Annotated in this window: 16 protein-coding genes; 8 read left to right on the top strand and 8 right to left on the bottom strand. The window is 46.3% G+C overall.

What is annotated here, in order from left to right; translation table 11 throughout:
* Positions 1-398: 398 nt before the first annotated feature.
* Positions 399-1268, bottom strand: coding sequence for a flagellar protein MotY (motY, locus tag JM642_RS08425; RefSeq protein ID WP_037419408.1), 870 nt, complete (start codon positions 1266-1268; stop codon positions 399-401).
* A 142-nt stretch (positions 1269-1410) separates the two neighbouring features.
* Between motY and rnt the strand changes: the two genes are divergently transcribed.
* Entirely contained in the window at positions 1411-2079 is a 669-nt protein-coding gene (rnt, locus tag JM642_RS08420) for a ribonuclease T (RefSeq protein WP_069455157.1), read from the top strand.
* Between the two features lie 75 nt (positions 2080-2154).
* Here rnt and JM642_RS08415 read toward each other — a convergent pair whose 3' ends face one another.
* Complete coding sequence (locus tag JM642_RS08415) at positions 2155-2760, bottom strand: peroxiredoxin C (RefSeq protein WP_011623136.1); 606 nt, start codon at positions 2758-2760, stop codon at positions 2155-2157.
* Between the two features lie 368 nt (positions 2761-3128).
* Here JM642_RS08415 and JM642_RS08410 point away from each other — a divergent pair, with 368 nt between their 5' ends.
* Complete coding sequence (locus JM642_RS08410; protein ID WP_037419402.1) at positions 3129-4448, top strand: Na+/H+ antiporter family protein; 1320 nt, start codon at positions 3129-3131, stop codon at positions 4446-4448.
* Positions 4449-4536: 88 nt separating this feature from the next.
* Here the strand turns inward: JM642_RS08410 and JM642_RS08405 are convergent, their stop codons facing one another.
* Positions 4537-5943 carry a GGDEF domain-containing protein gene (locus tag JM642_RS08405; protein WP_203433435.1) on the bottom strand — a complete coding sequence of 469 codons (1407 nt, stop codon included), beginning with the start codon at positions 5941-5943 and terminating at the stop codon, positions 4537-4539.
* Positions 5944-6130: 187 nt separating this feature from the next.
* Positions 6131-6757 carry a uracil phosphoribosyltransferase gene (upp, locus tag JM642_RS08400; RefSeq protein WP_023267861.1) on the bottom strand — a complete coding sequence of 209 codons (627 nt, stop codon included), beginning with the start codon at positions 6755-6757 and terminating at the stop codon, positions 6131-6133.
* Between the two features lie 327 nt (positions 6758-7084).
* Here upp and purM point away from each other — a divergent pair, with 327 nt between their 5' ends.
* From purM to asnB, 5 genes are all read left to right on the top strand, one after another.
* A complete protein-coding gene (purM, locus tag JM642_RS08395) occupies positions 7085-8122 on the top strand; it encodes a phosphoribosylformylglycinamidine cyclo-ligase (protein WP_172588461.1) in 1038 nt (345 codons plus the stop codon).
* Positions 8122-8766: a phosphoribosylglycinamide formyltransferase gene (gene purN / locus JM642_RS08390; protein ID WP_037427506.1), complete on the top strand. Its 645-nt coding sequence runs from the start codon at positions 8122-8124 to the stop codon at positions 8764-8766. The genes purM and purN overlap by 1 nt, the downstream gene beginning before the upstream one ends.
* A gap of 139 nt (positions 8767-8905) precedes the next feature.
* Positions 8906-9652 carry an HAD-IIA family hydrolase gene (locus JM642_RS08385; protein ID WP_099458270.1) on the top strand — a complete coding sequence of 249 codons (747 nt, stop codon included), beginning with the start codon at positions 8906-8908 and terminating at the stop codon, positions 9650-9652.
* Between the two features lie 185 nt (positions 9653-9837).
* Positions 9838-11511, top strand: a complete 1674-nt coding sequence (locus JM642_RS08380; RefSeq protein ID WP_203433433.1) for a M28 family metallopeptidase — start codon at positions 9838-9840, stop codon at positions 11509-11511.
* Positions 11512-11993: 482 nt separating this feature from the next.
* Complete coding sequence (gene asnB, locus JM642_RS08375; RefSeq protein ID WP_144345681.1) at positions 11994-13658, top strand: asparagine synthase B; 1665 nt, start codon at positions 11994-11996, stop codon at positions 13656-13658.
* Between the two features lie 150 nt (positions 13659-13808).
* Here asnB and JM642_RS08370 read toward each other — a convergent pair whose 3' ends face one another.
* From JM642_RS08370 to JM642_RS08360, 3 genes are all read right to left on the bottom strand, one after another.
* Positions 13809-14816 (bottom strand): patatin family protein, encoded by a 1008-nt coding sequence (locus tag JM642_RS08370; protein WP_203433431.1) that lies wholly within the window; start codon positions 14814-14816, stop codon positions 13809-13811.
* Positions 14817-15076: 260 nt separating this feature from the next.
* Positions 15077-17293: a TonB-dependent siderophore receptor gene (locus JM642_RS08365; RefSeq protein ID WP_203433429.1), complete on the bottom strand. Its 2217-nt coding sequence runs from the start codon at positions 17291-17293 to the stop codon at positions 15077-15079.
* A 293-nt stretch (positions 17294-17586) separates the two neighbouring features.
* A complete protein-coding gene (locus JM642_RS08360; protein WP_037419728.1) occupies positions 17587-19377 on the bottom strand; it encodes an acyl-CoA dehydrogenase C-terminal domain-containing protein in 1791 nt (596 codons plus the stop codon).
* A gap of 227 nt (positions 19378-19604) precedes the next feature.
* On the opposite strand from JM642_RS08360, the gene JM642_RS08355 reads away from it, so the two are divergent.
* Positions 19605-20453, top strand: a complete 849-nt coding sequence (locus tag JM642_RS08355) for a D-hexose-6-phosphate mutarotase (protein ID WP_037419727.1) — start codon at positions 19605-19607, stop codon at positions 20451-20453.
* Between the two features lie 96 nt (positions 20454-20549).
* Here the strand turns inward: JM642_RS08355 and JM642_RS08350 are convergent, their stop codons facing one another.
* A complete protein-coding gene (locus JM642_RS08350; RefSeq protein WP_037419720.1) occupies positions 20550-21425 on the bottom strand; it encodes an NAD(P)-dependent oxidoreductase in 876 nt (291 codons plus the stop codon).
* Positions 21426-21637 lie beyond the last annotated feature (212 nt).

Below are 21637 nucleotides of genomic sequence, written 5' to 3'. Positions count from 1 at the left end.
ACAACACACTAAAATGTGCTTGTTTTCAGGAGATATCCGCTAGCGGATATTGAAAACAAAGAACTTTTAAACTGATGTCTTTTAAGTACTTCAGTTCATCCCTGGTTCTTATGCTTGACTTCCTTCCTTCAATTTGTTGATTGCAAATGCATTATTTTGCGGCCCGCTTAGATTAAGCGGGCTTTTTTTTACCCAGAATCAAACATCAAGCGACACTTATCGGCGTTCAGTATTTTTTGTTACATAAAAACCACTGGAGCCTCTCAATAAATGGCGCTTATTTGCGTGTCACTATCCGAATCAACAGACTGCCATAGTATTTTGACGCGAATACAAACAGCGTCAATAAACAACAATGCCAAGTCAGTAGACTTGGCATTGTTAGGTTAAGCTTTGATTTAGAGGGGCTTACTAATTCGGATCACAACTCGGCGGTTTAGCGCCCTTTCCTCAATATCGTCATTTGAAGCCACGTGACGCCGCTCGCCGTGACCCACAGTCACAATTCGATCTTGCGGTATACCGCTTGAGACAAAGAAATCTTTTACCGATTCAGCACGTTTGTCCGAGACTTTCTGATTCACTGAACGACCACCATAACTATCGGTATAAGCATCGACTAATACTAATTCTACATCTGGATCGTATGACAAATATTCCTGTATTCGCGTAAGCTGTTGCTGTGAGAAGCGAGTTAAATCCGTTCCTCCTTCATCATAATTAAGCACGGTAAAAGCAATATCTTCAAAGCTATAAGGCAATAGGTGCGATAAACACGCCTTAAACTCAGCATATTTTCGGCCAAAATTCGCTGCCGACAGCCCTACAGCAATTTTATTGGACTCATCATACCAATCGGCATAGTAAAATGTCGGCTCCATACCACGGCTTAGCTCGTTTAACATGGACCACGCGGCGCGTTTAGGCACTTCACCATTAAAATACTTTTGGTAACGTAACGAAGTGATTTCTTTTGACACCACACCTGGTCGCCATTTGGGAGCTCGGCTCATCAACTTGGCTTGGGTCACTTGATCAGGTTTTACCCACATATCCAAAGTGAAATTGAGATTTAATTGCTTACCCGCTTCACTGGTAAAAATCGCTTTACCGTAGGAAGGAATATCATGCTCAAGACGGCACACGATCGGACTGTTTTGACTGACTCGCCATTGGGATTCACCCAAAGAGGCCACATAGTGGCGCAACTCTGCCATTGCAGTTGCTGGAACGCATAAAATTGATACTAATATCAGTTTTCGCCACATAGCCCTTACTCGTGTTTATTCGGTTACGAGGTTTTATCGGCAAACTTTTTAGTTCCTTTAGCTCATAAAACCAGCAATCAAACATGACACATCCTAGTTCATTAAGCATAATAGCGCCCTGTGATTTTTCTTGGGTACTTTAATGAGCGATATTTGCGACGCAAACAAATTGAAACACCGATTTCGTGGCTACTTTCCGGTAGTGATAGATGTCGAAACCGCGGGCTTCAACTCTCAAACCGATGCGTTGCTGGAAATAGCCGTCACGCTACTGAAAATGGATGATGAAGGCGTGCTCGGGATTGATAAAACCCTGCATTTCAACATTGAGCCCTTTGAGGGTGCAAATTTAGAACCCGAGGCGCTGGCTTTTAATGGTATCGATCCCACCAATCCATTACGCGGTGCGGTCAGCGAAAAAGAAGCCTTTTTAGAGATATTTAAAGCCGTTAAAAAAGCCCAAAAGGCATCTGATTGTCACCGTAGTATTATTGTGGCGCACAATGCAGCCTTTGATCATGGCTTTGTGAGTAAGGCTATTGAACGTTGTGACTTAAAACGCTCTCCATTCCATCCGTTTGCCACTTTTGATACCGCGACGTTGGCAGGATTAGCGATTGGCCATACGGTATTAGCAAAAGCCTGTATTATGGCAGGCATCCCTTTTGACAATAAAGAAGCCCATTCAGCACTCTACGATACCGAGCGCACTGCTGAACTCTTTTGTTATATCGTCAACCGCTGGAAATCTTTAGGTGGCTGGCCACTCTTAGCCACCAACGAACCTGATGATTCGGATAGCGAAGCATAGCTTTACCAACAATTGCCTAAAACAAGAAAGCTGCCATTTGGCAGCTTTCTTTTTACCTAACTAAAGGTTTGTAAATTACAGAGAGCTTGCGTTTTCAGCTAAGTAAGCCGCAACACCTTCAGTGCTTGCGTTCATACCTTTGTCGCCTTTTTCCCAACCTGCTGGGCAAACATCACCGTGCTCTTCGTGGAATTGCAGTGCGTCGATCATACGCAGCATTTCGTCAACGTTACGGCCTAATGGCAGATCGTTAACCACTTGGTGACGTACCATACCTTCTTTGTCGATCAGGAATGAACCACGGAAAGCCACGCCAGCTTCTGGGTGCTCAACATCATATGCTTTACAGATGTCGTGTTTAACGTCAGCAACTAAAGTGTATTTCACTTGGCCAATACCACCTTTTTCTACTGGGGTGTTGCGCCATGCATTGTGAGTGAATTGAGAATCGATAGACACACCGATCACTTCAACACCACGCTTAGTGAACTCTTCCATGCGGTGATCAAAAGCGATCAACTCTGATGGACAAACGAAAGTGAAGTCAAGTGGATAGAAAAATACCACTGCAGGCTTGCCTTTGATGGCTGCAGTTAAGTTAAAGCTATCTACGATTTCGCCAGAACCTAATACAGCTGCTGCAGTAAAATCAGGAGCCGGACGGCCTACTAATACGCTCATTTTATATCTCCATCTATGAGTTGAACTAACTATAAAAGTAAAACATCCCTTAAACACGCTTGCACATTTGTGCGAGTGTATTTGAGAGCGCTTACCAATCAAATCTTTAGGCATTATAAGTCGTGCGTTTTGCCTTACAACCTATTTAAGACCAATATCACATTTTTCAAGGGCATTTTGACGTTACTGCTTAAGGATAGAGCAATCTGTGCCATTGATAAGCGCTTTAGCCCACATTCATCTAACACTAAAAGCCCTCTCGATTCACATTTTCAGATATTTTTCAGATTAAGGCTCGGTAAACTGGACAGACACGGCCTTCGCAGTCGAAAATAACCCTTTTGGTTTACAGAATTAAGAATTTGTCTATGAATGCAGTCGTCATTGCTGTGTGTTTAATGTTAGCCCTTAGTTTGGCGAGGGTGAATGTAGTGGTAGCGCTCACCATCAGCGCCCTCGTTGCTGGTTTAGTCGGGGGAATGGATCTGCATCAAACGATTGATGCCTTCAATACAGGATTAGGTGGCGGCGCACAAATCGCCCTGAGTTATGCCTTATTGGGTGCATTTGCCGTAGCATTATCCCATTCAGGCTTGACGACGCTGATCTCCAACTCGATCATTAAAAGCCTCGGCCAAGAACCTAATCCGACCAACACTAATTGGGTGCGCTGGTTACTGCTGTTATCCCTGCTCGTGATGTCGATGGCCTCGCAAAATATCCTGCCGATCCATATCGCCTTTATTCCGATACTCGTGCCACCACTGCTGCATGTGATGACCAAGCTGCATATCGACCGCCGTTTGGTCGCCTGCGTGCTGACCTTTGGCCTTGTCACTACCTATATGATTTTACCCGTGGGCTTTGGCGGTATTTTCTTAAATGATATTTTGCTGTCAAACCTCACCAGCAACGGCTTAGTCGCTGTGCGTGACCAAATCCCCCCTGCCATGTTGATCCCCGCAGCAGGCATGGTGGTCGGTTTATTGATCGCCGTATTTGTTAGCTATCGCAAGCCAAGGGTATACGATGAAACTAAAGTGCTCAGTGCCGAGCCCGAAGAGACGCTCAATAAGCGCAATATCGCTATCGCAGCGGTAGCAATTCTTGCAACTTTATTTGTACAGCTTGAAACTGATTCGATGATCTTCGGCGCTTTAGTCGGCTTTATGATCTTTAGTTTCTCTGGCGCACTAAAACACGTTGCTGATCAAGATATCTTTACTCAGGGCGTGCGCATGATGGCCAATATCGGTTTTATCATGATCTCCGCCGCAGGTTTTGCCGCAGTAGTGAAAGAAACTGGTGAAGTTGGCACCCTGGTTTCATCATTGAGTAGTCTGATTGGCGACAATAAAGCCCTCGCCGCCTTTTTGATGTTAGTCGTTGGACTATTAATTACTATGGGTATTGGCTCATCCTTCTCGACCATCCCGATTATTGCGACCATTTATGTGCCCTTGGCGCTAAGTTTTGGCTTTTCAGTACCTGCAACTATCGCGTTAGTCGGGACTGCTGCTGCGTTGGGCGATGCAGGCTCGCCAGCATCGGACTCGACATTGGGTCCCACATCGGGTTTAAATGCCGATGGTCAGCACGACCATATCCGCGACAGCGTGATCCCCACCTTTATTCACTACAATATTCCACTGTTAGTATTTGGCTGGATTGCCGCCATGGTGCTCTAAGCGTAGGAAAGACATATAGACATAAGCAAAAGCGTGGTAATGCCACGCTTTTTTTATGATAGGGATTTAAGCATTGAGTATTAGAACGTTACCGCAAAACATCATTTTCATCATCGGATCTTTTTTGTGTCTTATCCGCGTATAACGCCTTATCTGCCGCCAGAAATACCGCCTCAAAGGATGGACAATCCATTGAATCTGCAACACCGCAAGAAACAGTTAGCATATTTAAAAAATGTCGCTGCCGAATGTTATCTTTAAGTCTATCCGCAAGTTGTTGTGCTTTATCAATAGGACAGTTGGCTAAAATCACTACAAACTCATCACCACCAGTGCGGATAATAATGTCGTTTTCTCGAAAAACGGCTCGCATCGCTTCGACAATTTGCATTATTGCCAAATCACCTAATTGATGCCCATGGGTGTCGTTAATCGTTTTTATTTTATCGCCATCAATACAAATCACAGCATATTGAGACGCAGTTGCAGCCTTAAAAATAAGTGTTTCATAGATTTTTTTATTGTAGGTCTTCGTAAATGGATCCAACAGCATAGCTTCAGAAAATTGCTGACGCTCAGTACGTAACTGCTTGAGACGCATAAATTTAAGTTGGAAAATAATTGTTAAGCCCGACAGCAATAACCAAAGAGGCAGATATTGCATAAAAAACCTTAAAGTACTGATTTTGTACGTTAAAACACTCTGATTATCTAAGTGATTACTCATAGCATAAAACAGAAAGTTGGGCGTGATCCGTGTCCAAAAACTATCTCCGCTAATGACAATCTCAGTGCCATAAGCCGAGTTCTGAGTTTCAAACACTTTTCTTTGCATAAAATCCGTTGCCATAAATGATGTATCAGCAATCACATCCCCCCAAAGATGCTCAGGCGCATGTGAGGATGAAATGGGCGCCGCCATAGAAAGAATAATGTTTCCCGTTACTTCATCACGATAAGGAACGGACAGCACAATATCATCAACTAAGGAGTCCGCAGAGGCATCCTTACTACAATAATGCAGCCGTTGGCAAAACTCATTGGTGAAAGAATTTTCGTGTATTAAGCGACTTTTCACCTCATCAGGAATCGTGGAGGCAAAATATAGCGCATTACTTTTGTATAGACCGATATATATAAACGCACTTCTGACAGGATTCTTATTATTTGAATATAAATAGTCAAAATAGCGCAGGATCAGCTCTTCTTCTGGTGATAAGGCTCCGCCTGAAGGCAATAATAAGCGGGAGGAATCAAGCTTAAATGGTGTCAGTAGCGCACTATCAAAATCAATAATATCGTGTAAAGATAAGCTCTTACCAAGCAACTCTAAATAACTTGGCACCACGTGTTTCGCCCGTACAAATTTGACAAATGCCCTGTGTTCTTTCTCTATTCGCAGGGGTAAAAGGACCAGCAGTAACACAACAAATATCAAGGTAGCCAATGAACAAGATTGGCGAACAAGTGACCAACTTAGTTTTGAAACCATCATAATCCCCGATGATGACCTGAGTTAAATCGATTTATTGCAAACCTACTGCGCCGCGCAAAACGCATTCTGTCAAAAATTAATCTTATCGTTAACTGTAGAACGAGTCGGCAAAAATGGAATCATAAAAAACAAAAAGGGAGCCTAAGCCCCCTTGTCAAATCGAGATAGCATTTAAGCCATCAGAACATTATTTAGTCCCAAAAATCTTATCGCCCGCATCACCTAAACCAGGCAGGATATAGCCCTTCTCGTTTAAGCATCTGTCGATGGCGGCAGTATACAGCTCAACATCCGGGTGAGCCGCTTCAAGGGCTTTGAGCCCTTCGGGCGCGGCAACTAACACTAAGGCTTTAATTGACGTGCAACCGCGTTTTTTCAACAGGTCGATAGTCGCAATCATCGAGCCACCAGTTGCCAGCATAGGGTCAACGATCAGCGCAATACGCTCGTTCATGTCGCTGGCCAGCTTTTCAAAATATGGCACAGGTTCTAGGGTTTCTTCGTCGCGGTAGATACCCACAACCGAAATACGCGCACTTGGAATATGCTCAAGTACACCGTCCATCATGCCTAAACCCGCACGCAAGATAGGCACAACAGTCACTTTCTTGCCTTTGATCTGATCCACATCTACCGGACCATTCCAGCCTTCAATCGTAACAGTTTCGGTTTCGAAATCTGCGGTAGCTTCATAGGTTAACAAGCTGCCGACTTCAGCGGCTAGCTCACGGAAACGTTTAGTGCTAATGTCACCTTCACGCATTAAGCCGATTTTGTGACGCACTAACGGGTGTTTAACCTCGACAACTTTCATTTTTCTCTCCTACTATTGTTCGCGAATTATCTTAGGCAAATTTTTCAGATTTTAGATGATTTGTTTATTGGGTAAAACATAAAGTTTTTCCATTCGGACTAATCGTGAGCAATATCGCAAGAATTATTACTTATCGCTTAAGATACGCCCACTAACACACTATTTTATGACCAATCACTAGATTGAAAATGTGAAATATCCCCCTGTGAAGCTAAAAAAACTTCAGAGATACTGATAAATCCAAATCATGACTTTCGACCCCTAGCACAAGCTGATAGAATACCGCCGCATAAAAATCCAATAACGATGTACCCGAGAGGATCCTCCGTGAGCACTCCTACCCCACTGAGCTATAAAGACGCTGGCGTTGATATTGATGCTGGTAATGCACTGGTAAATAACATTAAAGCGGCTGTTAAACGTACCCGTCGTCCAGAGGTAATGGGCAACTTAGGTGGTTTTGGCGCATTGTGTGAATTACCCACTAAATACAAGCAACCTGTTTTAGTGTCAGGCACCGATGGTGTTGGTACTAAATTGCGTTTAGCTATCGATTACAAAAAACACGACACAGTCGGTATCGACTTAGTGGCCATGTGTGTGAACGATTTGATCGTTCAAGGCGCTGAGCCATTGTTTTTCCTCGATTACTACGCAACAGGCAAGCTCGATGTTGAAACAGCAACTTCTGTTGTTAACGGCATCGGTGAAGGTTGTTTCCAATCTGGTTGTGCGTTAATCGGCGGCGAAACCGCTGAAATGCCAGGCATGTATGAAGGTGAAGATTACGACCTCGCAGGTTTCTGTGTGGGCGTGGTTGAAAAGGCCGACATCATTGACGGGAGTAAAGTGGCCGCGGGTGATGCACTGATCGCCTTAGCTTCAAGTGGTCCTCATTCAAATGGCTATTCATTAATTCGTAAAGTATTAGAAGTCAGCCAAGCGGACCCTCAACAGGATCTCAATGGCAAGCCATTGATCCAACATCTGTTAGAACCAACCAAAATTTACGTTAAATCATTGCTCAAGCTGATTGAAGCATCAGACGTGCACGCAATGGCACACATCACTGGCGGCGGTTTCTGGGAGAACATTCCTCGCGTACTGCCTGAAAACTGCAAAGCCGTTATCCAAGGTGATTCATGGCAATGGCCAGCTGTTTTCAATTGGTTAATGGAAAACGGTAACATTGCAGAATATGAAATGTACCGCACCTTTAACTGTGGTGTAGGCATGATCGTTGCGCTGCCAGCCGATAAAGTGGATGCCGCACTTGCGCTGCTTGCAGCGGAAAGCGAACAAGCATGGCTTATCGGTGCTATCGCTGCTCGCGAAGGTAATGAAGAGCAAGTGGAGATCCTGTAATGCCCCAAAGCTGTCGTGTAGTTGTATTAATTTCCGGAAATGGCAGTAATCTGCAAGCCGTTATCGACGGTTGTGACGATAATTTGCAAGCCGAAGTTGTCGGAGTGATCAGTAATAAACCCGATGCCTACGGCCTAGTTCGTGCCCATCATAGTGAAATTGATACCAGCTGCGTGATTGCTCGCACAGGTGAATCTCGCTCTGATTACGATGCACGGTTAATGGCTGCAATTGAACAATACCAACCGGATTTAATCGTGTTGGCTGGATTTATGCGCATTCTAACCGATGAATTCGTGAATCATTATTTAGGTCGCATGATCAATATCCACCCTTCATTGCTGCCCAAATTTACCGGATTACACACCCACCAACGTGCCATTGATGCCAAAGAAACAGAACATGGCGCAAGTGTGCATTTTGTTACCCCAGCGCTAGATGCTGGTCCGGTGATTTTACAGGCGAAAGTCCCAGTTTATGAAGACGATACCGCAGAGATGCTCGCTGCGCGTGTCCACGAGCAAGAGCATGCTATTTACCCCCTAGTGGTGAAATGGTTTAGCCATCAACGCCTAAAAATGCAAGACGGCCAAGCCTATCTTGATGGCACGCTCATCGGACCTAATGGTTACGCACCCGATTAATCTCTGAATATTTGAAGAAGAGACCTTAAAGGTCTCTTTTTTTTGGGCTATGACATACAAAACCATTGTTTTATGGACTAATGTGGCATTAGATAAGCTAACGAAAAGTGATTTTGTTCGGCATAAAAGAGATTATTAGATGAAAAATATTATCTGCGATATCGATGGTGTACTCCTGCACGACAATAAGCTGATCCCCGGCAGCGATAAATTTATCCAGCGCATTCTCGAGCAAGGCAACCCCCTCGTCATCCTCACAAACTATCCGGTACAAACGGGCAAAGATCTACAAAATCGCCTCAGCGCCGCTGGAATGGATATTCCCGAAGAATGTTTTTACACCTCTGCTATGGCTACCGCTGACTTTTTAAAGCACCAAGAGGGCAGTAAAGCCTTTGTTATCGGTGAAGGCGCCCTCACCCATGAGCTCTACAAGGCTGGTTTTACCATTACCGACATTAACCCCGACTTCGTGATTGTCGGTGAAACCCGCTCCTATAACTGGGATATGATCCATAAGGCCGCCGGATTTGTCGCCCGTGGCGCCCGTTTTATCGCCACCAACCCCGACACTCACGGCCCCGCTTACAGTCCAGCCTGCGGCGCCCTGTGTTCACCGATTGAGCGTATTACCGGCAAAAAGCCTTTCTACGTCGGTAAACCGAGTTCATGGATTATCCGCTCGGCGCTCAATCATATTGACGGTCACTCCGAAAATACCGTGATCATCGGCGACAATATGCGCACCGATATCTTGGCGGGCTTCCAAGCCGGACTTGAGACCATTCTGGTTACCAGCGGCGTAAGTAAGCTTGAAGATATCGATAAAGAACCTTTCCGCCCAAATCATGTTTTCGCCTGCGCGGGCGATATCGATGTCGTTTAAGCATCAAACTGCCAGCTTCTCAGCACCTTAGCGTGCTGAGAAACACCACTGACCTTAACATTAAGTAACATATTTGCCGTTGGACTTCCCTTGTACCCCATTGTCGCTTGATTCATGATAAGGCACGACATCCCCCTTTGATATTCGCGTTAAACACGCCCTAAAAATAACAGTAGGATCAACCTATGCGACGTTTGTATCCGTTTTGCGCACTAGCCTTGCTCAGTGCCTGTAGCCCCAACTCGGCCCAGCCCGATGCCAACAGCAGTGCCGCACTGAAACCCGTGCAAATGAATGAAGCACGTTTTAGAGACGATATTAAAAACCTGTCTTCCGATGAGTTTGAAGGCCGCGCCCCAACCACTCAGGGTGAAAAACTCACCTTGGATTATTTATCCAAGGCCTTTGCAGAGATGGGACTTAAAGGTGCTTACCAAGGTAGCTTTTTACAACCTGTGCCTATGGTGAGCTATACCGCAGATGAAGCACAGCAAGTCACGCTAGCAGGATTACCCTTTAAATACCGTCAAGATCTGGTGCTCAGTAGTCGCCATGATAACGGTGGTATTAACATTGAAAACGCGCCATTGGTATTTGTTGGCTACGGTGTTAATGCACCTGAATATGGCTGGAACGATTACCAAGATGTGGATATGAAAGGTAAAATCGCAGTCATCTTAGTGAACGATCCCGGTTTTGCCCGCCCAGACTCAGGCAAATTTAATGGCAAAGCGATGACCTACTACGGCCGCTGGAGTTATAAATTTGAAGAAGCTAGCCGCCAAGGCGCACTCGGCGCGCTGCTGATCCACGATACTGAGCCTGCATCTTATCCTTGGTCTGTCGTCGAAAACAGTTGGACGGGGCCACAACAGGATTTAGTGCACAGCAAAGCTGAGCAGGATAGCCGCGTCCAAGTTGAAGGTTGGTTAACCTTAGATACCGCCACAAAACTGTTTGAAAAGGCTGGCCTATCACTTCCTACTCTCATGGCTCGCGCTGCCGATAGCCCAATTAGCTTATCCCTAGAGCAAACGGCCAGCATCGCCTTTAAAAACAAAGCGGAATACGCCAATAGCTATAACGTCGTCGCCACCCTTCCTGGCACCAAGCAAGTAGATGAGCAAATCCTGTTTACTGGCCACTGGGACCATATTGGCAAAGATGACAGTAAAGAAGGCGATAAAATTTACAACGGTGCCATGGACAACGCATCGGGCATTGCGGGCATTTTAGAAATCGCCAGACTACTGGCCGATAACGCTAAACAGGGCCACGGCTTAGCTCGCTCGGTGACCTTTATCGCCACCACGGGCGAAGAGCAAGGGTTGCTTGGCTCACGTTATTATGCCGCTAATCCTATCTACCCCATTGATAAAACCGTGGCAGTGCTAAACCTAGATAGCACCAATATCTATGGAAAAACCAAGGATTTCACTATCGTCGGTAAAGGCAAGTCCGAGCTTGAAAACTACTTAATCGATGCCGCCAAACAGCAAAACCGCATTGCTTTGGGTGAAAAGAATCCTGCATCGGGCGGTTTCTTCCGCTCTGACCACTTCAGCTTCGCCAAACTTGGCGTTCCTGCGGTTTTTGCCGGTGGCGGTAGTGAGCCAATCGATGTGGCAACTGCGGACTATAAGACTCAAATGCAGGCGACCATGAAAGGCTGCTATCACAATGTTTGCGATGAATACCGTGATGACTGGGATTTGAGTGGTGCGATTCAAGATCTGGAAATTTACTATCAAGTGACTCGCAGCTTAGGCAACAGCCAAGATTGGCCAGGCTATTATCAAGGCACTGAGTTTAACAGCCTGCGTCCTGCCAAAACAGAACTTGCCACGACCGCAAAGTAAGCGGCTTGAGCAAAGGGATTAATCGCTAAAAAATCTAATAAGGCACCTTGAAGGGTGCCTTATTATGTTATGAGTATTTTATGAGCCGCCCCACTTTACGCTCACTGTTGACCTTGACTGTAGCAACACGGGCAATGACTGCCGATAAGCCGTTCATAAAACCAGCAACATTTACACTTAGATCACTATCTTGCTCACATTTATCATGATTTTCTCAAAAACGGATTTTCTTGAGTGAACATTACGTATTTGCCAATATCCCGCTTTGCAATCAACAAGCAAAAACACTTTATTCATAAAAAAGCGAAATTAATTAAATAAACTTCAATTAAAATCATTTTAAAGATAGATCAAACTCATCCAAAACACCTAAAAACGAATAAATCATCAAAAATAATATTTGGCAAAATCCCGAATCGCTGGCACATTGATACTCAATTGAGACATCCTCAAATGAAATACAGCGGTTTAGGAGTTGCATTATGTGTTCGATTTTTTCAATTTTAGATATTCAATCCGATGCGAAAGAGCTACGCCAAGTTGCACTGGAAATGTCCAAACTGATGCGCCATCGCGGCCCCGATTGGTCAGGCATTTACGCCAGCGATAAAGCGATTTTGGCCCACGAACGCTTGGCCATTGTCGATATTGAACATGGCGCGCAACCACTGCTAACCGAAGATGGCAGCCTTATCCTCGCGGTCAACGGTGAAATCTATAACCACAAAGAACTCAAAGCCCAACTCGGCGATAAATATAGCTATCAAACCAACTCGGATTGCGAAGTCATTCTGGCGTTGTATCAGGAATATGGCACTGAATTTCTTGATAAATTAAACGGTATTTTCGCCTTCGTACTCTACGACAAAGCCAAAGACGCCTACCTAATTGGCCGCGATCATATGGGTATCATTCCGCTCTACACGGGTCGAGATGCGGCAGGTAACTTCTATGTCGCCTCCGAAATGAAAGCACTGATGCCAGTGTGTAAAACGGTGGAAGAATTCCAGCCGGGCCAATACTTATACTCAAGCGATGCTGCGGCAGTGAAATACTACACCCGCGATTGGCAACAGTATGATGCAGTTAAAGATAACGGCGCCAGCCAAGAAGAATTGCGTGAAGCTCTAGAAGCCGCGGTAAAACGTCAATTGATGTCGGATGTACCTTACGGAGTATTACTCTCCGGCGGTTTAGACTCATCGGTAATCTCGGCTATCACCCAGACATTTGCCAAACGCCGTATCGAAGATGACGGTGAAACAAACGCTTGGTGGCCACAGCTACACTCCTTTGCTGTCGGTTTAAAAGGCGCTCCGGATTTAATCGCGGCCAAAAAGGTTGCTGATGCCATTGGAACGATTCACCATGAGATCAACTTTACCTTCCAAGAAGGGCTAGATGCGATTAAAGAAGTCATCTACCACTTAGAAACCTATGATGTCACCACCATTCGTGCTGCCACACCCATGTATCTGATGGCGCGTAAAATCAAGGCGATGGGGATCAAAATGGTGTTATCGGGTGAAGGTGCCGACGAACTCTTTGGCGGTTACTTATACTTCCATAAGGCGCCAAACGCGCAGGCCTTCCATGAGGAACTCGTGCGTAAACTGGATAAACTGCATCTATTCGATTGTCTACGCGCCAACAAAGCCATGGCGGCGTGGGGATTGGAAGCCCGTGTGCCTTTCCTCGATAAGGAATTTATGGATGTGGCGATGCGTATCAACCCTGAAGCAAAAATGTCTAAGGATGGCCGGATTGAGAAACACATTCTGCGCCAAGCCTTTGAGCATAAATTACCTAAAGAAGTCGCCTGGCGTCAAAAGGAGCAATTCAGCGATGGCGTAGGCTACTCTTGGATTGATGGTTTGAAGGCCCATGCCGCAGAACAGGTCGACGATTTGCAACTAGCCAACGCGAAGTTCCGCTTCCCGTATAACACGCCAGAAACCAAAGAGGCTTACTTCTATCGCTGTTTCTTTGAAGAGCATTATCCACTGCCAAGTGCTGCCGAAACGGTTCCTGGTGGTAAGTCGGTCGCCTGCTCTACCCCAGAAGCGCTGGCATGGGATGAAAGTTTACGGGGTATTATCGACCCATCAGGCCGCGCCGTGCGCTCAGTGCATGCCGCCAGTTATTAACCACTGATATTCCATCCTAATAATAAAGCCACCCTCGGGTGGCTTTATTACCTTTAACGCTTTGCCCCATTCATTTAGCTTTGCCAAGCAAGCTAAAATACGGCCGAGCAATAATACCTTGAGTGATTCAAGAAGAAGCGAACCAATGACCTAGGCCGATATTGCCAATGGTAAAACTGGCGTCACATCTTTAACCTTGGCAATTTGCCCAGAAGACTTAGCAAGAAACGCCTCCCCCGCCTTTATCCCTTGCTGGTAATCAATCCGTAAATCCGCATCTGTGCTACCTAACAGCTTACTCTGTAATGGTGACTTCGCAAAAATCTGCACAATTTCAACATCATCGGGAGGATTTGCAATAAAGTCTAGCTCGGCCTGATAGGCCTCTTCATGCTGCACTAAGTAATCAATGGTCTTAGGACAAAAACCTGAGACGCAGATCCACGACTTGAGTTTATGTACCCAAGCGGATTGGGCTTGAAAATCCTCATTCACCGTTCTGACCACCACAATTTTACGGGCGCCGCGTCGATACGCTTCACGCACAGGTAGCGGCGCAGCTAAACCGCCATCGAGATAAAAATCCTGCTCTGGCTCAGCCATAACTTCGGCATGATTAGCAGATTCAATCGCTAACCAAGGTGTTAACTTCACCCCTTGTTTATATAAAAAAGGCAATGCGCTAGAGGCTTTAAGTAGTTCACGCCAGTGATCGTGGTTGGTTGGGCTCAAAAAATACCCTTGGCGATCGCTGACTCGCGTGGTGGCGATAAGAAGTTCTCGCCCACGGAGGGATTGACTCGCCGCGGCTAAATCTAGCTTAAAGCTTCCACGTTGAATCTGGTCAAAATACCAGTCGAGATCGATCACATTGGCGCCAATCAGACCTCGTCCTAATTGATAGAAGCGTTTATGACGCGTTAAGCCACGGATAAGTTTTTTAGCGTATCCCTTTTGCCTAGCTAAGAAACTCGTCAAGTTTTGCGAGCCAGCGGAGGTACCAATCAATAAATCGAAAGGGTCGAACTCCGCATCAAGCCAAGCATCGAGTACGCCTGCGGTAAAAATACCGCGCTGACCACCACCCTCTGCAATTAACGCCACTTTAGGCGCGGTAACAGATTGAGAAGCTGAGGATAAATGGTTAATCGGCGGCATAACTGACCTTATCGCAATGGAGAATAGATAAGCCCAGTCTAAACAAAGAAAGCCATAGTAAAAAACGGATAGAATCTATTGTTGTAATCGATAAATATAAGAAGCGTTTTGCGTGAATTAAAGCACTTTAGCAACGATGCAATACTCGCATACATAGTTAAAAGCTATAGGTAACGTTGCTTGTAGATACAATGCGTTGCATATGCAATCTAAGCCCGCGAATCGTCACGCTGGCTTAGATTGCACTTGGTTTCTTAACGTTAGAACTTATGGCTCAGTTCAAGCGTGACATTGCGCGGCTCGCCAGGGAAATGGCCATTGCGTTCACTAAACCCGCTAACAGCATATTCCTTATCGAAGATATTCTTCAGATTTACACGCACTTGGGTTTGGTCCCACTGAGTCGTCCAGCTCATGTCAAACACCGTATGGGGTTTTACCGTTTGACCATTGAGACTAAATTGCTCGCCTACATAGTCCATCCCAAAAGCAATGGCGGAATCAATCGCTTGAATATCATAGCGTGTCCATAACCCAGCTTGATGTCGCGGCGCATTGGCAAAGTGTTTGCCGTCACCAAAGGTGTTGGTCAGGCTATCGTTGATCACGCCTTTAATCACTTCGGTATCGTTATAGGCATAGTTGGCCGTTACGGTAAGGTTCTCCGTAAGATCCCCCACCAGCGTCCATTCCACCCCTTGGCTACGTACTTCGCCAAAATTAACTAAATTCGGAATACCATCGTCATCCCCAGTATCTAAAGGGTTAGCCTGGGCCACATTTTGTTTTTCAATGCGATAGAGTGCAAGCGTGGTCATAAACTGGCCATCGAGCCACTCGTTTTTCATCCCAAGTTCTATTTGATTACCAGTTTCGGGATCGAGTGCGCCGTCACTTTTGATGCTCTCTTGATCAGACAATGCTGCCGGATTGAAACTCTCTGAGTAGTTCAAGTAGAAAGACATCGCATCGATTGGACGATAATTCAATCCAGCCCTTGGGGTAATGGCATTATCGCTAAAGGAGAATCCGGTCTTTTTATCGTAATCATCAAACTGGCTAAAGCGTAGACCCGCAATTAAAGACCACTGCTCGTTGAAATGCAGATGCTCTTGCAAATAGAGGCCAAAACGGTTGGCACGGGTACCGTCGGTATCCATGTCTTTTAACTGATAAGCACTTGGGTTTGTTTCACCGTAATTCAGCTCAAAGATATTCAGATTACCCACGCCTTCCTTACTGGTCGCCAACTTGTAATGGTATTCGGTTTCGACGTAGTGATAATCACCACCAAACAGGAACTCATGCTCAAAACCTAAGGCATTAAAACGATAGACAAAATCATTGGTTAAACTGATTTCGTCATTGGCACGGGATTGGACACGATATTCACGTTTGATGGTGCCATCGGCACTGTTTGCCTTGCCATCACCATTCACATCGACCCAACCACGGGATTCGTGATATTGCTGATCGGATTCATTATTCAGGTAACGAATTTGAGTTTTTACCGAAAAATCATCACTAAATTGATGATCGAGAATCGCTTGCAGCACCAAGGCATCCATTTTCTGGAAATCGCTCTTCTCGTTGGCATTGTAGGAAGGATCGACAAGGAAATTACCCGCATCATCCACGGGTACACCACGGAGTCGATTGCCACCCAAATCCTGCCTTATCAGATCGAAGGTGGTGGTGAGCTTGGTATCTTCACTGATTTCATAGAGCAAACCACCTGCCACTTCGGCATTTAAGCTATCGGCATTGTTACGAAAGCTATCTTCCTGCTGATAGTAGCCCCCCAATCGATAGGCTAAATCCTCAGTTAAACCGCCAGTGAAATCCAGCGAGCCGCCCATCATATCGTAGCTACCCGTGCTTAAGGTGAGCTCTTTACGCTCGACAAAGGTCGGTTTCTTCGTCACATAGTTAATCATTCCGCCGGGTTCACCGCCGCCATAGAGTGCCGATGCAGGGCCTTTTAATACTTCAACCCGCTGTACGTTGAACAGTTGTGGCACCGAAAATCCCGAATACGGGTCGCCACGTACACCATCGTAAAACACGTTTGCATCATCGCGAAAGCCACGAAAGGTCACGCCGGAATAGCTAAATTCACTCACACCGGCAATGGAGCGGTATAAGTCAGTGATGTTACGAGCGGCTTGATCGTCAATCAGTTGCTCGGTCAGCACTTGTACAGACTGCGGCAATTCCATCACATTGATTGCCGTTTTAGTGCCGATTTCAGTCTCTTTATCGACGTACATTTGCATAGCGCGACCACGTACCACAATCCGCTCGGGCGCTTTAGTCTCGGCTTGTGCTTCGACCTGAGTGTTGGTTTGCATAGCAGCTTGTACCGTTGAAGTACTTTCTTGCTCAGGTTTACTCTCTTGAGCGTTAGGCGCAACCGCAAAGACCAAATGCGGCATCAGGGCAAGCGTTAGTATTGAATAGGCAAAACGTGATTTCACAAAGTCCCCCAACCTTGAGCAAACCTATGGTTTACCCATGTCATCTAAAATGTGCCGTCATTATAAAGTTTGATTATTAGATGACAATAATTCTCATTTAAATTTACATCGGTCAGGATTTGTAACAATTGTAAAGAGAGTCTACTCGTTATGTGTGGATATAGCGGCATGACTCTTAGTGCATCGCACTTACTGAATGGCGTTTAACGAAAGCCATCTCCAATAAAAAAGCCAGCATCACTCTGCTGGCTTTTTACTGTTTTTAGTGGCTATAACGCTTTGAATATAAAAACTTAAAAAATAGCTTCATCAAGCGTGGTTAGCATCTCACTCGCCTGCTCCAACTGTTTACGCAGGCTGCGGCTCTGCACGGCCCAATACGCCATATAAAAGTCCGCCGTTTTCAGTTTAGCCTGGTAAAACTGCGCCTCTTGCGTGCCATTTGCGAGCGCAGTTAGCGCAATCTTGGCCATACGCGCCCACATCCATGCCAGAGCCGTAATGCCAAATAACTCCAGATACGCCATCGATGCCGCGCCGATAATGTCGGGATTGCTGGCTGCATGGCTCGCTAAATAACCACTCGCCTTTTGTAAATCGGTGGCGCAATCCATTAGTCCACTCACATAGGGCTGCATTTGCGCATCTTTGCTCTGCGATTGAATAAATTCGGTAACAAGCACAGACCATTGCTGCATAGCCGCACCACGGTCACTCAGCAGTTTACGGCCAACTAAATCGAGCGCCTGAATACCGTTTGTACCTTCATAAATCAGTGCAATACGGCTATCACGCACAAATTGCTCCATCCCCCACTCGTGAATATAACCATGGCCACCAAACACTTGCTGCGCATCCACGCAGGCATTAAAGCCTCGATTAGTGATAAAGCCTTTCACCACAGGCGTAAACAAGGCCGCTAATTGCGAGGCCGCTTTGGCTTTTGCAGGATCGCTATGGCGCTCTGCCTCATCGAGCCACAACGCCTGTTGGCCAACCAGAGCCCGAGCACCTTCATTAAAGGCTTTTTGCGATAACAACATCCGGCGCACATCACCGTGTACCAAAATCGGGTCGGCAGCTTTTTCAGGCGCTTTAGCGCCACTAATGGCGCGGCTCTGCAATCTGTCCTTTGCGTAGGCTAAGGCATTTTGATAGGCGATTTCGGAGACGCCTAATCCCTGCATTCCAACCCCCAAACGCGCTTGGTTCATCATGGTAAACATGGCGCGCAGCCCTTGGTGGGGTTCTCCCACTAACTCACCGAGTGCCCCCTCAAATACCATCACACAGGTTGAGTTACCGTGGATGCCCATTTTGTGCTCAAGCCCACTGGCATAGAGGCTGTTCGCCTCACCTAAACTGCCATCACTGTTCACTAACACTTTGGGCACGGCAAACAGCGAAATGCCCTTAACCCCTTCGGGCGCATCGGGCAAGCGTGCTAACACTAAGTGCACTATGTTATCGGTAAATTGATGGTCGCCCGAGGAGATAAAAATCTTCTCACCTGTTATCGCAAAGTAGCCGTCCGCCGCAGGTACGGCCTTAGTACGCAATAGTGCTAAGTCGGTTCCGGCATGGGATTCAGTTAGATTCATGGTGCCAGTCCATTCACCACTCACCAATTTAGGTAAATACTTTTGTTTTAATGCCTCACTACCGTGGGCATGAATGGCTGAGTAAGCACCATGGGTAAGTCCGGGATACATGGCAAAGGCCATGTTGGTCGAGGTTTGCATTTCGGTGACGAAAATCCCAACCACTTCGGGTAGCCCTTGACCACCAAAGGCAGGATCGCAGGTCAGTGTCGGCCAACCATTGTCGACAAACTGCTGATAAGCGTCGGCAAAACCTTCGGGGGTAACCACTTTGCCATCCACGAGTTTGCAGCCCTGCACATCCCCCACGCTATTTAACGGCAACATCACCTCAGTACTGAAATCCGCCATCCCCTGTAGGATGGCATCGACCAAATCGGGGTCGATTTCATCGAAGCCTTTTAGGGCATCTTGCTGATAAACATGCAACATTTCATCGAGGATAAATTGATAGTCACGAAGTGGTGCTTGATAGACTGGCATAATCGCTTCCCTTTCTTGTTTTATGGCAATGGACTAAGTGCTCTGACCACTTTAGCTAAATCTGTTGAAAAAGGAAGCATCTGAGCCTCTGTGCAGTGACTTTTGTTTGCACAATCGAACAGCAAAACCGTAAATTGATCGCAACAAAGGCTTATGCTCAAGTGCAAAAGTTTGTAAGCTAAGTGTCTGTATTGCTGATACGTCATCAGGTTGAGGATATTGTTACTATGGGTTCTGTTACCACCAAAAAACACGCAAACGGGCTCGATTATGTCGAAGTGAACACTGCGTTATGCCAAGCAAGGATTTTTTTACAGGGCGCGCAAATCGATCATTTTCAACCCGTAGGTAAGCCCCCCTTGTTATGGGTGTCTTCAGCGGATGACTATCAACCCGGTAATGGGATCCGTGGCGGAGTGCCCGTCTGCTGGCCTTGGTTTGGTATGAGCAATCAAGCTAATTTTCCGCAACATGGTTTTGCCCGCACCCGAATTTGGACACTCGAGTCGGTTGAGATGCGTAATCAACTGGTGGATTTACGTTTTAGCTTAACTATCAGCGAAGAAGATAAGGTCTTTTGGCCGCACCATACCCAAGTCAACGTACTCTTTACCTTAGGTGAAACCTTAAGTATCAGCTTAGTTAACACTAACCTTGGCGATGTCCCGGTTACACTCACCCAAGCGCTACACAGCTATTTTCCGGTTGAAGATATTCACCAGCTTAAAGCCACTGGTTTTAGCGGTGCTCAATATATTGAGTTTTCCGAAGGGCCTTACCCACAAACGACGGATGACGTGCTATTTGACCGCGAAACCGACCGCGTTTACACCAACCTAGGTCCAGAACAACACTTACATACGCCCAAAGGTGTGATTGAAGTGAGCCGTGAAAATAGCCACTCGGCCGTGTTGTGGAACCCTTGGATTGAAAAATCGACCCGTCTTGCCCGCTTTAATGACGATGACTATCTCACCATGGTGTGTCTCGAAGCTGCCAATGTGCTTGAAGATAAGTTAACGCTGGCTCCCGGCGAAAGCCACAGTTTAGTTACCCATATTCGCTGGGCAGACTAATCGGTCTTTATCACCTCATCAATGAAAAGCCCAGTGCATGACTGGGCTTTTTTATACCATCAAATTCACTATGGCCAGCTGTTTGGCAATAACCGCCTACTTAGGGTTTTTCTCAAAACGCGCTAACAAGCTTGAGGTGTCCCAGCGATTACCGCCCATGGCTTGAACTTCAGAATAAAACTGATCCACTAACGCGGTTAAGGGTAAGTGCGAGCCATTGCGGCGAGCTTCTTCTAGGGCAATGCCTAAATCCTTACGCATCCAATCGACGGCAAAACCAAAATCATAGTTTTGTGCCCACATGGTCTTGTAGCGATTTTCCATTTGCCAGCTTTGCGCCGCACCTTTACTGATCACTTCCACCACTTTTTCACCGTCAAGACCGGCCTTACGAGCAAATTGCAGCGCTTCGGCAAGGCCTTGAACCACACCTGCGATACAAATTTGGTTGACCATCTTAGTGAGTTGGCCGGCACCTACCTCACCTAAGCGCTCTGCGCAGCGCGCAAACGCTTCGATAACGGGCTTTACACGCTCGAACGCGGCTTGATCGCCCCCGACCATCACAGTCAGTACGCCATTTTCGGCACCAGCTTGGCCACCCGATACAGGCGCATCGAGAAAATCGACGCCTTTTTCGGCCAGCACTTTATGTAATTCACGGGCCACATCGGCTGAAGCCGTCGTATGGTCCACCAATACAGTGCCTTGAGCCATACCATGGAGCAGGCCATCATTGCCTAATACCACTTCACGCAAGTCGTTATCGTTGCCTACGCAGGTAAAAACAATATCTTGGCCGATTGCCGCCTCTTTAGGCGTTGGGCAGCAGCGACCACCGTAGTTCTCGACCCAGGTTTGTGCCTTGGCAAAAGTGCGGTTATACACAGTAACCTCATGGCCCTTGTTGAGTAAGTGTCTTGCCATGGGGTAACCCATTACGCCTAAACCAATAAATGCGACTTTTGCCATGAGGAACTCCTTTAATTGATAAACAAGGTGAAACGTTTTACACCACACATTTGCACTGCGTTCATTTAACCTCACTGAATTAACACAATAGATTAACGACACACAGGATGCGCGCTTATGTTACTCCGAGAAAGACCCGACCCAAACTAAAAAAATGCGAGCAAGTGTTTCAACTTAAAAGGTCAATCTGTAGCTAAAACGGTGGCGGCAGT

Origin of the sequence: Shewanella sp. LZH-2 (assembly GCF_016859145.1) — a bacterium.
Taxonomy (GTDB): domain Bacteria; phylum Pseudomonadota; class Gammaproteobacteria; order Enterobacterales; family Shewanellaceae; genus Shewanella; species Shewanella xiamenensis.
The sequence above is the reverse complement of the archived record's forward strand: the minus strand, read 5'-3'. Positions and strand labels throughout refer to the sequence as shown.

Bases quoted from the DNA above. Each gene is read 5' to 3' on its own strand.
- motY (WP_037419408.1), bottom strand. From the start codon at position 1,268: ATGTGGCGAAAACTGATATTAGTATCAATTTTATGCGTTCCAGCAACT.
- rnt (WP_069455157.1), top strand. From the start codon at position 1,411: ATGAGCGATATTTGCGACGCAAACAAATTGAAACACCGATTTCGTGGC.
- JM642_RS08415 (WP_011623136.1), bottom strand. From the start codon at position 2,760: ATGAGCGTATTAGTAGGCCGTCCGGCTCCTGATTTTACTGCAGCAGCT.
- JM642_RS08410 (WP_037419402.1), top strand. From the start codon at position 3,129: ATGAATGCAGTCGTCATTGCTGTGTGTTTAATGTTAGCCCTTAGTTTG.
- JM642_RS08405 (WP_203433435.1), bottom strand. From the start codon at position 5,943: ATGATGGTTTCAAAACTAAGTTGGTCACTTGTTCGCCAATCTTGTTCA.
- upp (WP_023267861.1), bottom strand. From the start codon at position 6,757: ATGAAAGTTGTCGAGGTTAAACACCCGTTAGTGCGTCACAAAATCGGC.
- purN (WP_037427506.1), top strand. From the start codon at position 8,122: ATGCCCCAAAGCTGTCGTGTAGTTGTATTAATTTCCGGAAATGGCAGT.
- JM642_RS08385 (WP_099458270.1), top strand. From the start codon at position 8,906: ATGAAAAATATTATCTGCGATATCGATGGTGTACTCCTGCACGACAAT.
- JM642_RS08380 (WP_203433433.1), top strand. From the start codon at position 9,838: ATGCGACGTTTGTATCCGTTTTGCGCACTAGCCTTGCTCAGTGCCTGT.
- asnB (WP_144345681.1), top strand. From the start codon at position 11,994: ATGTGTTCGATTTTTTCAATTTTAGATATTCAATCCGATGCGAAAGAG.
- JM642_RS08370 (WP_203433431.1), bottom strand. From the start codon at position 14,816: ATGCCGCCGATTAACCATTTATCCTCAGCTTCTCAATCTGTTACCGCG.
- JM642_RS08360 (WP_037419728.1), bottom strand. From the start codon at position 19,377: ATGCCAGTCTATCAAGCACCACTTCGTGACTATCAATTTATCCTCGAT.
- JM642_RS08355 (WP_037419727.1), top strand. From the start codon at position 19,605: ATGGGTTCTGTTACCACCAAAAAACACGCAAACGGGCTCGATTATGTC.
- JM642_RS08350 (WP_037419720.1), bottom strand. From the start codon at position 21,425: ATGGCAAAAGTCGCATTTATTGGTTTAGGCGTAATGGGTTACCCCATG.